6 protein-coding genes and 2 pseudogenes are annotated in these 16,210 nt (G+C 67.4%); 5 read left to right on the forward strand and 3 right to left on the reverse strand.

The genetic code is table 11. The features are described 5' to 3' along the window. Positions 1–84: 84 nt before the first annotated feature. On the reverse strand, positions 85–1,974 hold the full coding sequence (locus tag M2271_RS04810) for a BTAD domain-containing putative transcriptional regulator (RefSeq protein WP_280885830.1): 1,890 nt from the start codon (positions 1,972–1,974) through the stop codon (positions 85–87). A 1,101-nt stretch (positions 1,975–3,075) separates the two neighbouring features. Here M2271_RS04810 and M2271_RS04815 point away from each other — a divergent pair. The 3 genes from M2271_RS04815 (at position 3,076) to M2271_RS04825 (ending at position 13,634) form a co-directional block, all read left to right on the forward strand. After that, positions 3,076–4,494: a cytochrome P450 gene (locus M2271_RS04815; RefSeq protein WP_280885831.1), complete on the forward strand. Its 1,419-nt coding sequence runs from the start codon at positions 3,076–3,078 to the stop codon at positions 4,492–4,494. 422 nt (positions 4,495–4,916) lie between these two features. After that, positions 4,917–12,476: a type I polyketide synthase gene (locus tag M2271_RS04820; protein WP_280885832.1), complete on the forward strand. Its 7,560-nt coding sequence runs from the start codon at positions 4,917–4,919 to the stop codon at positions 12,474–12,476. Positions 12,477–12,761: 285 nt separating this feature from the next. Then, a complete protein-coding gene (locus M2271_RS04825) occupies positions 12,762–13,634 on the forward strand; it encodes a hypothetical protein (protein WP_280885833.1) in 873 nt (290 codons plus the stop codon). Positions 13,635–13,640: 6 nt separating this feature from the next. Here M2271_RS04825 and M2271_RS04830 read toward each other — a convergent pair. Both M2271_RS04830 and M2271_RS04835 read right to left on the reverse strand, forming a co-directional pair. Then, positions 13,641–13,781, reverse strand: a pseudogene (locus M2271_RS04830) (IS5/IS1182 family transposase); the annotation flags it as partial. 189 nt (positions 13,782–13,970) lie between these two features. After that, positions 13,971–14,161 (reverse strand): annotated as a pseudogene (locus M2271_RS04835) (IS1380 family transposase); the annotation flags it as partial. 267 nt (positions 14,162–14,428) lie between these two features. On the opposite strand from M2271_RS04835, the gene M2271_RS04840 reads away from it, so the two are divergent. Both M2271_RS04840 and M2271_RS04845 read left to right on the forward strand, forming a co-directional pair. Next, positions 14,429–14,599: a hypothetical protein gene (locus M2271_RS04840; RefSeq protein ID WP_280885834.1), complete on the forward strand. Its 171-nt coding sequence runs from the start codon at positions 14,429–14,431 to the stop codon at positions 14,597–14,599. Further along, complete coding sequence (locus tag M2271_RS04845) at positions 14,596–16,041, forward strand: MFS transporter (protein ID WP_280885835.1); 1,446 nt, start codon at positions 14,596–14,598, stop codon at positions 16,039–16,041. The genes M2271_RS04840 and M2271_RS04845 overlap by 4 nt, the downstream gene beginning before the upstream one ends. The last annotated feature ends 169 nt before the right edge of the window (positions 16,042–16,210 follow it).

Below are 16,210 nucleotides of genomic sequence, written 5' to 3' on the forward strand. Positions count from 1 at the left end.
TGCCAGGGTGTCCTGCGCGGCGCGGCCTTCCCGCCCGGCATCGGGGCCGTCGATGCCGGACGGTGACCACGGGCAACTACTTGATCAGCGAAACCGCTGCGGTGTCGTGCTGTCCGGTAGCCAGTCTTCTTCCTCCCTCGCCTTCTCGGCAGCGTAGGTACTCACCAGGTCGTCGAAGTGGTACCGCTTGGGGGCGTACTCCCGGATGAGGTGCACGCAGGCGAGCCCGGTGAGGGCCTGCATCGCCGCCAGGGCCGGCACGTTGGCCAGTTGACCCGCGTCGGCGGCGGTGGTGTCGCGTATCCGGTGCGCCCCGAGAACGCGGAACATGCGCGCCTCTGCGCTCGTCAGATGCTTGTAGGACCACGAGAAGGCCGCCCGGATGTCGCCCGCGGCCGGGCCGCCGCATAGCACATTGAGCCGATTCTGCTCGCTCCGCAGTTCCTCGGCCAGGTGACGCAGTGGGACCATCGGTCTTGCGACCGCCCGCGTGGCCGCTATCACCAGCGCCAACGGCAGCCGTGCGCACGCCTCGGTCACCTCGGAGAGGGCTTCGAGGTCGAGGTCGCCGGCGGCCAGCCGACCCGCGAGCAGGGCATTCGCCTCAGCCCGGGAGGGCACGTCCAGGGTGGTCAGGTGGGCGCCGTGCGAGGTCACCAGGCCGATGAGCTTGCGGCGGCTGGTGATGATGACCATGCACTGCGGGGATGCCGGGATCAGGGGCCGCACCTGCGCGCTGTCAAATGCGTTGTCTATCAGGATGAGGATCTGCCGCTGCGCGAGGGTGGTTCGGTACAGGTTGGCATAGGCCGCCGGAGTCATCGTATCCGGCTCCGGCAACGAGATCAGCGGGGTGAGGACGGACCGGATCGCTTGCTGAATGCTCACCGAGTCGGTCGCCGGGCTGAAGGCACCCAGATCTATGTACAGTTGCCCGTCGGGGAAGCGGTCAGCGATCTTATGGGCGAAATGGAGGGCGAAGGCCGTCTTGCCGACTCCCGGGGGGCCGCACACCACGGAAACCACCGGGGAAGAGCCGACCGGCGACATCTCGTCCGCCACGTCGGCGAGCACGCTGACTTCGGCCTCGCGCCCGATGAAGTGCCGAGGCTCAGCGGGAAGCTGGTGGGGAACGCCGACCGGCGGCCGCGGGACCTCGTGCCTCTGCGGGGGCGGCTCGCACACGGCGCCGGCGTGGACCCGCTGGGGCGGGACAGGCAGTGCGAGGGACTGCGTCGGGTCGCCCGCCAGGACGAGCCGCTGCAGGTGCTGCAGTGGGCCGCCGGGATCGATGCCGTAGTCCTCGGCGAGAAGCCGGCGTGCCCGGGTGAACGTGTCCAGCGCCTCCGCCCGCCTGCCGCACCGGTACAAGGCGAGGATGAGCTGCTCCCACCGTCGCTCCCGCAGTGGCTGCGCGGTGGTGAGTGACATCAGGATCGGCAGCAGTTCGTGGTGCTGGCCAAGGGCCAGCCGCGCGTCTACCAGTGACTCCTGGACCGCGTGGCGGTGCTCAAGCAGTTCCGAGATGACCGGCTGCATGATCGGCGTGGCTGGGATGTCGGCCAGCGGCGGGTCGCCCCAGGTGTCCAGGGCGCGCTGGAAAAGCCGGGCGGCGCCGTCGACGTCGCCCGACAACTGGGCCGCCCGCGCCTGCTGGGCCAGGCTCTGGAAGCGATGCAGGTCCAGCACGTCTTCGTCGTGCAACGCGAGGGCATAGCCGTCACGGCCCGTCTGCAGCCGCCTCCTGATCGGAGTCGCCTTGCGCAGGCCGTAGAGGTTGCTCCGAAGCGCGCCACCTGGATCGCTGGGCAGGTCAGTGCCCCACAACGCGTCAGCAAGATATTTTTTACTGACGCGGCGGTCGCTATTAAGTAAAAGGATGCACAAGATGCTCCGCTGACGGGGTCTCATCATCGCCAAGGGATCGCCGTTCGCAAAACGCACCGTAACTGACCCAAGGATTGCGAACTGCACTTCCGCCCCTCCGTCTAAGTAGCAGTTCTCGCCGGCATGAAGCCATGAAGCGTGTCGGTTCCCGGACGCACGCCGCTATTCGATCATTATTTTGGCGGTTGCCGTCAAGACCCTACGGCGATTTCTGCTCGGAGTGGCCAGACCATGTTTAGGGTTCCGTATGCGATCTTTGTCAGCAATTTTCGCCGGGAGCTCGTGACCCGATCATGGTCGGCGCTTCATGACGCGCCTCCAGCAGAGGAGACTGCAGGCGCGGGAGACGAACGCGTTGGGGTTTCGGTTCGGCATTCCCGCCGGACCGCGAGCCGTCCGAACCGGTGGAGCAGGTCGAAGGCCTGCTCGACACCTGGCGAGTTTACCCATGCCCTCGATGTCCGGGGCACCCCGGCGGAGTTGACTGCCAGGATCCGACGCCTGCCAAGCCCTTCCCCTTGACCGAGTTCGCCGGCCGCGTTCAGCTCGGCGACCGGGATCCGGTGCAGCAGGTCGAAGACCCCCGCCCGCTGCCACCGCTCCAGGCGACGCCAGTAGATCCACCCGGAACCGAACCCCGGCTCCAGCGGCAGCAATTGCCAGGGAATGTCGTTGCAGAGGACTACGGAATGCCCAGCGGACACAGTCGGTCACCACCGGACGCGGCCCTGGCGACCCCTACGGCCACGGCGGCAGCAACAGCGGCTGGATCAGCGTCCACAAGCCGCCATCAATGATCAACGGCCGCATGCTCACACCATCCCGAACGGCCGAATCATCACCCCGGTCATGCCCGACCGGGCCACTTCAACAAGATCGTGTCACGAGCTCTCAGGACGACGTGTCGATGATCTGCAAGGCCTGGAGGAGTCCCGCTCCGGCACCTCGCCACGATCCCGGAGTGGGCCATGGGCTGGATGATCTACCGAGCCCGTCCGATAACTGCGGGGGCTACCAGCCAGGTCACGCCGCGATCACGCCTGGGTCACGCCACCGTCGCGGGCGTGCTGGTAATCTCACCACCGCAAAAGGCGCTCATTTGTGTCACATCTCAAACACTCAATCATTCGTTATCGGCCCTCTTTGCACATGGGCTTGATTGTTGCTTGACACACCTGGGAGGAACGCATGCGCAACGTGCTTGCACGCAAGAGGACCGTCTCAGACCCCAGCGCGACCGTTCCTGTAGCGCCCGGAGGCCTCCCGGTCGTGGGGCATGCGGTGAAGGCTCTCCGTGACCCGAGGGAGTTCCTGCGTTCGCTGCCCGCGCACGGCGACATGATCCGCGTCAGCGTCGGTCCGCTCAAGGCGGTGATGGTCTGCAACCCGGAGCTGACCTCACAGATACTTCTCAACGATCGCACCTACGACAAGGGTGGTCTGCTGTTCGACAGGGCCAGGGAGGTATTCGGCGACGGTCTGGTGACCTGCCCGCATGCCATGCACCGACGGGAGCGCCGACTGGTTCAGCCTGCGTTCCATCGCAGCCGGCTTCCCGGCTACGCCCGGGCCATGACCGATGGGACAACCCTGCTGACCAACCGGTGGCGTGATGGTCAGGTGCTGGACATGCCTGCCGAAATGCTCAGTCTGACGATGCACAACATGTTGCAGACGATGCTCGGCGGGACGCTGCCGCCGGAGGACCTGCGCCAGTTGGTCAGCGACGCCATCGTCGTGCAGCACGCGACGTACCGGCAGACGTTCACGCCGGCGGTGCTGAACCGGATTCCGACCCCCGGAAACCGGCGCTATCAGCGGGCCCTGGCTGGGCTCCACAACACCGTGACCGACATTATTGCCAAGGCCCAGGTGGACTCGGCGGACCATGGGGATCTCCTCTCGGCGCTCCTGACAGCCCGCGATCCAGGCAGCCCCGACGACCCGGCCGACGGCTGCCCGAGCGGGCGTCTGAGCAGCGCCGAACTCCGCAACGAGGTCCTGACCTTCCTGGTGGCAGGTTCGGAGACAACTGCGCACACCTTGTCATGGGCGCTGTACCTCACCGCCTGCCATCCGGATATCCAGGAGCGGCTGTGGGCCGAGACCGATCGCGTCCTGGACGGCAGGCCGGTCTCCATCGACCACCTGCCCGACCTGAAAATTGCGAACCAGATCATCACCGAGACGCTGCGGTTATATCCGCCGGCTGGGATGATATGGACCAGGATGGTCACAGCAAACACCCGCCTGGGTGGCTACGACATCCCGGCCGGGACGACCATCGCGTACAGCCCTTACGCTCTGCACCGGCTGGCACGCTACTATCCGGACCCCGACGTCTTCAATCCTGATCGCTGGGATGCCGAGAAGCAGCATTCAACACCGCGCAATAACGCCTATCTCACCTTTGGCGGCGGAGCACGCAAATGCATCGGCGACCAGTTCGCCGTCATTGAGGCTGTGCTGGCGCTTACGGACATCGCCTCCCGCTGGCGCCTGGAACCCATTCCCGGACAGAAACATCCGGCTATCACCACCTCCATGGGACCCCGTGACCTCAAGATGCGACTGAGTGCCAGGACGGCACCAGAGCTCACGTCATAGGGCAGCGCACGGATCCTTTCAGGATAGTGCGGCGGTTCTGCCGCCCGTGGAGACCGACAAGCCGATCGCACAGGTCGCCCGCGCCCTGGAGTGGGGAAGCTCCAGGGTTTCCGGGGAATACCGACCCATTTTCGGTGGCGCGGCGGCCTTCCTTTTACGTGAAGTGCCGGAAATCCCGCGGTGACCTTGTGCCGTGGATCAGGCTCCACGGACGTCGGATCGTCTTCACTCTTTATCGGCTATTGGTCCCCACCTGGGGGCTATGCATAAGTATCCGACGATTACAGGCAGCGGCGTAGATAACTACTGGATCCCCCGTCCGGAAACGCGTTCAGTCACGCACATGAAAACGCGAGCGGTCACGCGTGTGGAAAAATATGCGAAAGGCAGGCGCAATGATGGTGAGTCAGGAGCGGGGCGGTATGAGTGGCGTGAGGACTGCCGAGGGATTGGCGGAGCCCGTTGCGGTGATTGGGGTGGGGCTCCGCCTCCCGGGGGGGATCACAACGTTGGGCGGGTTGTGGGATGCCTTGGCCGCCGGCGAGGATCTTGTGACCTCGGTACCCGGCGACCGGTTCAGTACCGATGATTTTGTTGTAAGTGATGGTGGGGTGCGAGCGGGGAAGGCGTACACCGGGGCGGCCGGTATTTTCGGGAACGTGTGGGGGTTCGACCCGGAGTATTTTGGTATTTCGCCGAAGGAGGCAGGCCAGATCGATCCGCAGCAACGGTTGCTGATGGAGTGCGCGGTGGAGGCCTTCGACGACGGGGGCGTGGATCCGCGGCTGCTGGCGGGTTCGGACGTGGCGGTGGTGATGGGGCTCACCGTTCAGGACTACTGGGGTCTGCTGATGCGACGGCCCGGGGTGATGAATTCGTTCGCCCCCACCGGTACGGGGGCGTTCAGTGCAGCGAACCGCCTGTCGTACCTATTTGATTTCCATGGGCCGTCCCACACGGTGGACACGGCGTGTTCGTCGTCCTTGACGGCCCTGCACCTTGCGGCTGAGACGGTCCGTTCGGGCCGTTGTGAGGTTGCGTTGGCCGGCGGGGTGAATCTGGTGCTCGGCCCGGGCGGGCACGTCATCTCCAGCCAGGCGTCGATGCTCTCCCCGACGGGGCGTTGTCACTCGTTCTCGCAGGACGCCGATGGTTTCGTCCGGTCCGAGGGCGCGGGCGTGGTGCTCTTGAAGACATTGAGCCGGGCCGTAGCTGATGGTGACCGGGTGCACGCGGTGATCAGGGCTTCGGTGGTCAATGCCGACGGGCGGACTCTGGGGATGTCCATGCCGGGTGCGGATGCTCAGGCGGCGATGTTGGAGCGTGCGTACGCCGAGGCTGGTGTGCGCCCTGACGAGGTGTCGTACGTGGAGGCTCACGGGACGGGGACGGCGGCGGGCGACCCGGCCGAGTGCGAGGCTCTGGGACGGGTTCTGGGGCGGCGGCGCGCGGGGAAGCCGTTGGCGATCGGGTCCGTGAAGTCGAATCTGGGGCACCTGGAAGCCGCGGCCGGCATGGCGGGGCTGTTCAAGGCCATGCTGGTCCTGCGCGAGCAGCGGATCCCCGCTACCTTGCATGCGCAACCGTTGAGCCAGGCGATAGATTTCAGCGGGCTGGGCCTGGACCCGATGACGGCGATGCAACCGCTGGACGGTGGGGCTGGCGCGCGGCGTATTGCCGGAGTCAATTCGTTCGGTATCGGCGGCGCGAACGCGCACGTGGTGCTGGAGTTGCCCGATGCGCCGCCGGCCCCGGGCGTCATCGGGGACGGAGCTGCGGGGACTGAGGGCAGGCGGCCTGCTGTGGCTGTGCCGGTGGTGGTCACCGGCCGGACCGAGACGGCGTTGCGGGAGTCGGCGCTGGCCATGGCCTCCCACCTGGAAGGCATTGACGATTCCGCCCTGGTGGATGTCGGGTTCACCACGGTACGGCGCCGCGAGCGCCGTGAGTTGTGCACGGCCGTGCTGGCCTCCAGCGGCGTGGCGGCCGCGCAAGCGCTGCGGGAGATGGCGGAAAAGGGCGCGTCGGATGAGGCGGCATCGGCCGTCAGCACGGCCCGGGGACGGGTCGGGTTCGTTTTCAGCGGGAACGGTACCCAGTGGCCGAGGATGGGCGCGGAGTTGCTGGGGCAGGACGCCGCCTTCACCGCCGAGGTCCGGGCTGTCAGCCGCGAACTGGAACCGCTGCTGGGCTGGTCGGTCGAGGCGGAGATGGCGACGCCGGACACCGGACGGTGGGCGCTGACAGAGGTGACGCAGCCGATGCTGTTCGCCCTGCAGGCCGGATTGGTCATGTCGCTGCGCGAGCGGGGGGTGCGACCGGACGGGGTCTGCGGTCACAGCGTCGGTGAGGTCGCGGCCGCCTACTGCGCCGGAATTCTGGATCGTCCCCAGGCATGTCGCGTGATCGCGCACCGCAGCCTCGCGCAGGCGCCCACCTTCGGGACCGGGCGGATGGCGGCGTTGGCGCTGTCGCCTGCGCAGGCTCAGCGGTTGCTCGATGAGATGGGGGCGAGCGACCGGGTGGTGATCGCGGCCGTGAACTCCGGCAATGACGTCACCCTGGCCGGGGACAGCCGGACACTGGAGGCTGTTGAGGAGAGCTGTGTCCGCGACAGTGTGTCCTTTCGGTTCCTGCGCTTGGACTACCCCTTCCACAGCCCGGCCATGGATGCCGTCCGCGGCCCGCTGCTGGACGGTCTCGGAGAGCTTGGGGCCGGTCAGGGCGAGATCCCGCTGGTCTCCACCGTCACCGGCCGTGCGGTCGCAGATCACGAGATGGACGCCGACTACTGGTGGCGCAACGTGCGTGAACCGGTCCAGTTCGCCGCGGGGGTCGCGGCGCTCATCGGTGAGGATCATGGCTGTGACGTTCTGGTCGAAGTCGGCCCTCACCCGGCGCTCAGCGGCTACCTGCGCCGCATCGCCGTCGATGAGGGAGCCTCGGTGGAGGTGGCGTCGACGCTGACCCGGATCAGCGCCGGCCCACAAGCGCTGAAGGGCACAGTTCTGCGCGCGGCCGCGGCTGGGGCGCAGCTGGACTGGGATCGGTTCTTCCCCCAGGGCGGTCGCGTCGTGGACGTCCCGGCCTACGCGTGGCAACGCCAGCGCTACCAGTTGGGAGACCCCTCATGGTGGTCCGACCACGAGATCGCGCCGGCGCAGCAGCCGGTTGCGGCCAATCCGCTGCTGGGCCGACGCTTGCTGGCGGCCGACCCGACGTGGGGGCGGGAGCAGAGCGCAGCCTGGATCGCCGACCACAAGATCGGCGACGCTGTCGTCATGCCTGGCACGGGCTTTCTCGACATGGCGCTGTCGGCCGCCCGTGAGGTGTCCGGCGGACCCGTGGAACTGCTCGACGTGTCCCTGGCCAGGTCGCTGGTCCTGCCCGGCGATCCCGGATCGGCTCCGGTACGCACGACCACCACCGTCCGTCCCGATGGAACCTTCGTCGTCGCTGGGCACACTGGTGCGGACATTGAGGCCGTCCAGCACGTGAACGGGCGGTGGCGCGGCTTGGCCGAGGTCAGGCCTGCCCCGGTCGACGTGGCCGCTCTCGCCGACCGCGTCAGCGAACCCGTGGAAGCGTCCGACCACTACCGGGCCTGCGCCGCGGTGTCGCTCAACTACGGGCCGGCCTTCCGTACGCTGGCAACGCTGACTGTCAGGGACAGCGAAGGGCTGGCGGGGCTTCGTACCGATCAGTTCGCCGACGCGGAGCATCAGGCTCGTGTCGTGCTCCTCGACGGCTGCCTCCAGGCGATGCTTCCCCTGTCCGCTCACGTCGTCTCCGGCTCCACGCACCGTTACGTTCCGCACCTCCCGGTGTCCGTGGGGAGCATCCGCGTCTGGAGTCCCCTGCCCGCCACTGTCACGGCGTACATGCGGCTGACGTCCGTTACTGAGACCGGCCTCATGGCTGACATCACCGTCTGTGACACCGACGGAACAGTCCTGCTCACCCTGGGGGACGTCTACGCGCGGCGCATCGAGAACAGCGGTTCTCCCGTGCCCGAGCTCTACACCGAGGTGCTCAGGGCACGCCCGCGGATGACCGCGCTGCCCGGCACCCCCAGTCCGCTCCCCTCGCCTTCACGCGTCATCGACGAGTGTGGCCCGGTCGTCACCCGGCTCGATGACGCGTTCCGGGACCGTGGCTATGACGGCCACATGGAAAGGGCTCGGCAGCTGAGCGCGCACTACATGGTGGCTGCGGTGAGCAGCATCCTGGAGTCCGCGGTGGCACGAGGTGCGATCAAGGTCGACGGGCCGGTCGGTGGACAGGTCTTCAGCCTCGATGACCTGAGGAGTGCCGGCGTCAGGGAAAGCCTGTGCCCGTTGGTGGAGATGATGTTGGCGATTGCGGTCCGGTACGGGCTGCTGACCGCTCGTGCCGACGGGGGCTGGTACCAGAGCGGAACGCCGGTGCCTGAGGAGCTTTTGCAGACCAGGCTGAACGAATTTCCAGAGCTCATCGTGATGTGGCAGGCCGCTGCGTGGGTCGGGCGCAGCCTGCCCGGCGTCCTCACTGGTGAGACGGAGGGGCTGGAGGTGCTGTTCGGCGAATCCGGTCCCATCGCGGCACAGGTGTACAACCACGATCCAGGGCTCACGTACCTGTCCGATGCCGCTGTGGCATACCTCCGCGCCGCCCTGGCCGACTGGCCGGCCGACCGGCCATTGCGGATTCTGGAGATCGGCGCCGGCACCGGGGGCTTCACCGCTCGCATCCTGCCCCACCTGCCGCCCGAGCGTACGCATTACGTGTACACCGACGTCTCCTCGGCGTTCTTCCCCAAGGCCGAGGCCCGGTTCGCCGAGTTCAACTTCCTCGAATACCACGCCCTCGACCTGAGCGCTGATCCCACCGAGCAGGGGTTCGTCGCGGGATCGTTCGATCTCGTCGTCGCGAGCAATGCACTGCACACAACGACCGACATCACTCAGGGGCTGCGCAACGCCGCCACGCTTCTGGACGACAACGGTCAGCTCGTTGCCCTTGAACTGCACACCAGTTCGTACGTCGCGACGTTGTTCGGCATCCTGGACTCCTTCTGGGATTCCTCCGACACCGATCTGCGGCCGACCGGCGCGGCACTGGCCCGCGACAAGTGGCCGTCAGTGCTGGAGCAAGCCGGGTTTTCCGCTAGCGCGTTCCTGAGCGCTGAGCCGGAACACGAGGGCGTTCCCGCATCGGTGATCGCGGCGGTCCGCGCCACGGGCGCCCAGCCTGGCGGCACTCCAGGGGACCAGGACGCAGACGGCGCGACCCCCCCGTGCCTGCTGATCACTGAGAGCGGGGACAGCTCCGCCGATCGCCTGGGCGACTTCGTGGCAGCCGCCCTGACCGCCGCGGGAGCACGCGAGGTGGTCCTCTCGGATCTCCAGCCGCAGACGGACTGGGCGGCTCTGCTGCCGGCCGCGGGGCCGGTCGATATCGTCTTGATCGCCGACGACACCGAGCAGACGACGGTCGAGCAGACGACCGCGCGTGTCGCCCATGCCTGCGCGCAGCTGAGTGCCCTGGCAACCGCCTGTGTGGCGGGAGGCGGAGATCTTCAGCCCACCCTGTGGCTGCTCGCGGGCACGACCGCCGACAGCCTGGACGCCCCGATGACACATACTGGCGCGGCCCTATGGGGTGCCACCCGCACTCTGGCCAACGAACAGGCGCTCCTGACCGTCCGCAGGATCCGTGTCGTCAGCGGGACCGCGGAGTCGGCACAGCAGGCGGCCGGCCACGTCGCGTACGAGATCACCCACCCCGACGCCGAAGACGAATGTGTGATCACTCCTCGCGGGCGCTTCGCCGTGCGGGTGCAGGCGCTGCCGGAAACCCGGCAGACCCGCGCTCACGGCGCCACCGAGCAGTTTGCGTTAGCCGTCTACGGCGAAGCAGGCACCCCCCACCGGCTTGTCTGGCAGGACGGCGGCGTCCCTGCGCCAGGGCCGGGTGAGATCACCGTCCGCGTGCAGGCTGCGGCCCTCAACGGCCGTGACGCTCTCTTCGCCACTGGGCGCCTGCTCCCGCCGCGCGGCGCACGTCCGGGCGATGTCCACCTCGGCCGCGAAGGCGCGGGGATCGTGACCGCCGTCGGAGACGACGTCACCGGCATCCTCCCAGGAGACCGGGTCGCCGGTATCACGCACGGCGGCTGGCTGGCCTCGCACATCAACCTGCGCGCCGACCGGGTGGTCAAGCTCCCCGAGCAGGTCACCTTCGCCGCAGCGGCAACCCTTCTCACAGCTCACCTGACCACGCACCATGTGCTGGGGCACCTGGCCGGTCTGGGTCCTGGCGACAGCGTTCTCGTGCTGGGTGGAACCGACGGGACAGGGCTGGCGGCCATAGATTTCGCCCGGCATGCCGGGAGCCGCGTCATCGTCGGCGCTCCCACGCCGGCTCTGCGGGCCTTGCTGGATCTTCCGGGGGTCGACCGTGTGGTGGATTCGGGTGTTCCCGGCTTCGCCGAGGAGGTCCGGCACGTTGCCCAGGACGGCGTCGACGTCATCCTCAACCTCGGCTCCCTCACTGCGGACCTGCGCCGGCGCGCGCTGGACCTCCTGGCGCCCGGGGGGCACTTCTTCGACGCCGGACCGCTCGCCGCGCCCTCATCGACACCGCTGCACATGCCGCCCCTGGACCGCGACGCCACCGTTCACGCCATCGATGTCGTCGGCTGGTTTGAGCAACCCTCGCTGCCGGCAGACCGCTGCCTGCAGGACCTGCAGAGGGTGATCGACAGCGAGGAATGCCGCCCCTTGCCCCACATGGTCTACCCCGCCGACCGGATCTACGAAGCCATGGACGGCGTCCTGGCTGGTCAGCAGGCCGGGAAGACGGTCATCGTCCTCGACGACGGAGCCTGCCTCGATCGCTCCCCCGAGGCTCCAGTGCTGGATCCCGCGGCAACCTATCTGGTCGTCGGAGGGCTTGGCGGCTTCGGAGCCGAGACCGCCCGGCACCTGGCCCGCCGGGGAGCACGGCACCTCACGCTCGTCAGTCGACGTGGCACCGCAGGCAACCAAGACGCCGCCGCCCTGGTCAGCAGCCTGAACGACCAGGGAGTCCAGGTGGACGCGCGCGCTGTCGACATCTCCGACCCGGACACTGTCGACCGGCTCTTCCGCGACCTTGACGCGAGCGGACGTCGGCTCGCCGGGGTGATCCACGCTGCCATGGTCCTCGACGACGACGAGATCACCGACCTGTCCGTCGAGCGCTACCTGACCGTCCTGAATCCCAAACTCACCGGAGCGCTTCTCCTCGACGCCCACACCCGCCGGCGCGACCTCGACTTCTTCGCCATGTACTCATCGTTCGCTGCGTTGCTGGGCAACAGGAGGCAAGCCTCGTACAGCGCCGCGAGCCTTACCTTGGAGAACATCGCGCGCCGACGCAGGCGCGACGGCCTGCCCGCCTGCGTCCTGCAGTTGGGCGCCATCTCCGACGCCGGGTACGTGCTCCGCACCGGAATCACCTCAGTGATGAGCGACTACGGCATCCTCCCGATGACCTCGTCCCAAGCACTGGACCGCTTCGACATGCTGCTTCTCCACCCGGACACCACGGTCACCGCGGTCGTCGCCGAATCCCGGGGCCGTGAGCAAGCGCTCATTGCCTTCCTCCCCGCTGTCACCGCACCCCGTACCGCCACGCTGGTCCACACGCCGGATGCGGGCGCGGACGACAGCCTCCTGCCGCGCCTGCGGGCCGCTGCCACCGCCGAGGAAGCCCGCCCGATACTGCTCGACGCCCTCACTTCCTGGCTGGCCTCCGGTCTCCACACCACACCCGATCGCATCGACGTCAGCCGCCGGATCGATCAACTCGGCGCCGACTCCCTCACCGCCACCGAACTCATCGGCCACATCCGCCGCCACACCGGTTGCGCGATCCCCGCCCCCGAAGTCATGACCGCACCTCTCTCCGGCATCGCCGCCACCGTCCTCCACCACCTACGCCCCGAGAGCCAGTCCTGACCAACCTCGCGTGAGGGCGCATTCGAAATGGCCGCGCCCCAGCGCGTAATCAAAGCCAAGAGCTAAACCGCATGCCAGTTATCCAGAAAACGGATTGGGCTGTGAGGCAGGCCGAATCCGTTTTCTGGACAACCTGGCGGGAGCAGCCCCCACTCCTGGTGGCTACGAACGGGCAGATATCCCGGGAGATAACAGATGCCGCTCACGACAGCCCTCGCTTTTCCGCCGTTCAGCAACCCTTACCCTCCTGGGATCCTGCGCACGCTGGCTCATACGAACGCGAGCGTGGCCGCTGCCCTTGAGATAACAGACCAGAAGCTCGCGGAACTCGGCCAGCCACCCGTAACACGCAGACTCACCGCCGGTACCTCCGGGCCCGCCCCGAGCCCGGAAACGGAATACGTCCATAACCTGGTTGCGGCCACGCTCGTCCCGTACTCCGTATATACGGCACTAGATCTGAAGGTTCAGCCGTCTATCCTTCTCGGACACGGTGCGGGCTTCAATGTCGGGAGCGTAATCACGGACCTCATGTCCATGGCAGAGACAATCGATGTTCTCATCACGGGCTACCTCGAGGCCAAAAGAATTTCACTGCGGGGTGGAATGCTCGCCCTCGCCGTCAACCAGCAGGCCGCCCGGACGATGTGTCGGCAGATCTCAGAAGATGGCCTCCACGTCGGCATGATCAATACCCCGAATCAAACCGTTGTATGCGGCCGATTCGACGACCTGGACCTATTGAAGAATCACGCAGAACGCAAAGGGATCTCCTGTAGACGTCTCGCTGCCATCCTCCCCATCCACACCCCTCTGTTCAAGCCGGCAGCCCTCCAGGCAATCCTTCGGCAAGAAGAACGGACCGTGCAGCCCACACTTCCCCCTCTGTACTTCACTACCGAATGTCGGCCCATCATCGAAACTGACACGGTCAGAAACGCGTCACTCGCCATCTGGACCAAACCCGCGAACCTGATCGAATCCATCACGGACCTTCAGGAGAACTTCGGTATCAACCACTTCATCGAAGTCAACACCACCCCGACTCTCGCACCAATGATCATCCAAAACGCGCACCCGGGCACACGCGTCGACGGCCCGCCACCCGGCATAACGGATGCCGCAGACGTACTCCCTTTCCTCAACGGCGCTTACTGAGCCTTTTCAGCCTTGCCGATCCAGAGTGAGGACGGCTGCGGCGATTGACGACATTCGATTCGGGCTGCAACGGGACCTGCGGAAGATCCGCCACGACTTGAGCCGTGCGACGCCGCGCTCGGCGGGTGCCCGGGCTGCGGACAGTCGGCCCGGTTGTCGCCCACGCGGTCGCAATCCGCCAGGGTGCCGTCGAGCAGGACGTAGTTGAATCCGCGATGTCCGGTGGGTCGATCAGACCGTGGAGGTTGAGGCCGGTGGGCCGCGGGCCGGGGCGCGCTGGCGGTGCCGCAGCTCCAGGGCTGCGGCCGGGGTACCGGTGCCGCGGGTGGCCAAGCAGGTGAGCCGCATCCCGTCGGCGTCGGTGAAGCACAACTGGGCAGCGGATACGGGCGTTCCCTGCGCACGATGAGGCGCATGCCCTTCGGCCGGCCGGTGAGGACATCGTCGGCGGGGTCGACGCCCCAGGCCCCGTCGCGGATGACGCCGTCGCGTTCGACCGCCGGAGTCCAGGCCGACGCGGGCACCAGCACTCCGTCCTGGTGGATCGCCCGCACCGCCGCCTGAACGCCTGCGAAGAGACCTGTCCGCACCGGACCGGGTCCACCCCGGCCCGAGATCACCCCGTCGCGGCCCCTTCCCCAGAGCCGACGCCGCACATGTGAAGTGCCTCACCACGGCAACGACTACGACGCAATGAGCTACTGCACTTCCATATGTTGATAGCCGCAGGCTATCGACATCAGTCCGGATACTGGATTGGATGGCGGCCTGCTCCCGGACATACCATCCGGTGCATGACCACCCAACTCGCATTAACGGCCCTGCCGCGTCCGGCTCCCCAGCAGGTGACAGCGCCCTCACGGCCCCGCCAGAGCGCTGAGCCGGACGAGCCGTCGGCGGAAGGGGTCCGGGCTCGTGTCCGTCCCGGCCTGTTCGACCACATCACGACGCGGACCCGCCGATGAGGACCACCGGGGAACACTCCGAGGCGCGGCTGCTGGTCCCCTCCCTGATGTTCATCGCCCTGGTGGTGGCGGCAGTCGCCAGCCTCGGGGCGCCGCTCATCACCAGCGTGGCGACCACGTTCCACGTCTCACTCGACAGTGCGCAGTGGACGCTGACCATCGCGTTGCTGAGCGGCGCGGTCGCCACGCCCGTCCTCGGCCGGCTGGGAGCGGGCCCACACCGACGAGCCACGATTCTCGCCACGCTGGCGGTCGTCGTCGCAGGCAGCGCGCTCACCGTGCTACCGCTGCCGTTCGCGTGGCTGCTCGTCGGCAGGGCCGCACAAGGTGTCGGGCTCGGTCTGACGGCGCTGATGATGGGCGTGGCCCGCGACCATCTCCCCGAGGAACGCAGCGCGGCCACCATCGCCCTGGTCTCGGTGGTCTCCATCATCGGGGTCGGTGTCGGCTACCCCCTCGCCGGCCTGCTCGCCGAGTTCGGCGGGGTGCGCGCCGCCTACGGCCTCGGTCTGTTCGTCACCACCATTGCCTTCCTGGCCGCCTGGCGTTCCATGCCCCTAGCCCCCGAAGGCCGCTCCGCCCACGTCGACACAGCGGGCGCGCTTCTCTTGGCGGGTGGGCTGTTCCTCGTCCTGTTCCTTGCCGGCGAGAGGAGTCTGTGGAGCCATCACCTCGCCGTGGCGGTGGTCCTCGCCCTCGTTGCCGTGATCTTGCTCTGCGTCTGGACCGTCTCCGGGCTACGCAGTAAGACGCCCCTGGTCGATCTCCGGGCGTTACGGCACCCGGCGGTTGCCGGAGCGAATGTCGCCATGTTCGTCGGTGCGATCGGCATGTACATCCTGCTCACGCTCATCACCCGGTACGCGCAGACGCCGCACGCCGCCGGCTACGGCTTCGGGCTCACCACCTTCGTCGCCGGGCTGGTCCTCATCCCGTTCTCTGTGCTGGGGTTCGTTGGCGGCAAGCTCACGCCTCGGATCCTCGAACGGATCGAGGCCCCCTTTCTCTTGGCTGGCAGCGCTGTCGTCATCGGTGGCGGGTTCGTCCTCTTTGCTGCGGCCCGGTCGAACCTGGCCGAGCTGTTCGTCGCAATGAGTGTGCTGGGCTTCGGTGTCGGCAGCTTCTCGGCCGCCATGCCCGGCGTCATCCTGGCCGTCACCCCCAAGAGCGAGACGTCCAGTGCCATGAGCTTCAACTATGTCGTGCGCAGCGTCGGCTACTCGCTCGGCAGTGCCATCGGTGGCCTGGTCCTCGCCGCCGGCACCGACACCGGCCACATCTTCCCGAACGACAGCGCCTACACCACGGCGGCGTTGGTCGGCATCACCGCGATGGCGATCACTATGACGGCCAGCCTTGTCCTGGCCCGCCAGCGCTCGCCCGAGGCCGAACCGACCGCCCCCCCGGCCGACGCACCGAGCCGGAGCCGGTCGAACCAATGACCCGCTCGCCGGAAGGTGCCAGCACGCACGACTGATCATTGCAGGATGAAGTGCTCGCCCAGAGAGTCCTGCGCGGCGAGGATGCGAACTCGGCGGGGCGGTAAAGGGGAACGGAGACACCCAACGGGGACAGCAGATGACGCGGTGGCAGCTCTTGCGGGGAGACGTC

It is taken from the genome of Streptomyces sp. LBL (assembly GCF_029893585.1).
Lineage (GTDB): Bacteria > Actinomycetota > Actinomycetes > Streptomycetales > Streptomycetaceae > Streptomyces.

Coding starts and splice junctions, on each gene's coding strand:
- M2271_RS04845 (WP_280885835.1), top strand. CDS start 14,596: ATGAGGACCACCGGGGAACACTCCGAGGCGCGGCTGCTGGTCCCCTCC.
- M2271_RS04840 (WP_280885834.1), top strand. CDS start 14,429: ATGACCACCCAACTCGCATTAACGGCCCTGCCGCGTCCGGCTCCCCAG.
- M2271_RS04820 (WP_280885832.1), top strand. CDS start 4,917: ATGAGTGGCGTGAGGACTGCCGAGGGATTGGCGGAGCCCGTTGCGGTG.
- M2271_RS04815 (WP_280885831.1), top strand. CDS start 3,076: ATGCGCAACGTGCTTGCACGCAAGAGGACCGTCTCAGACCCCAGCGCG.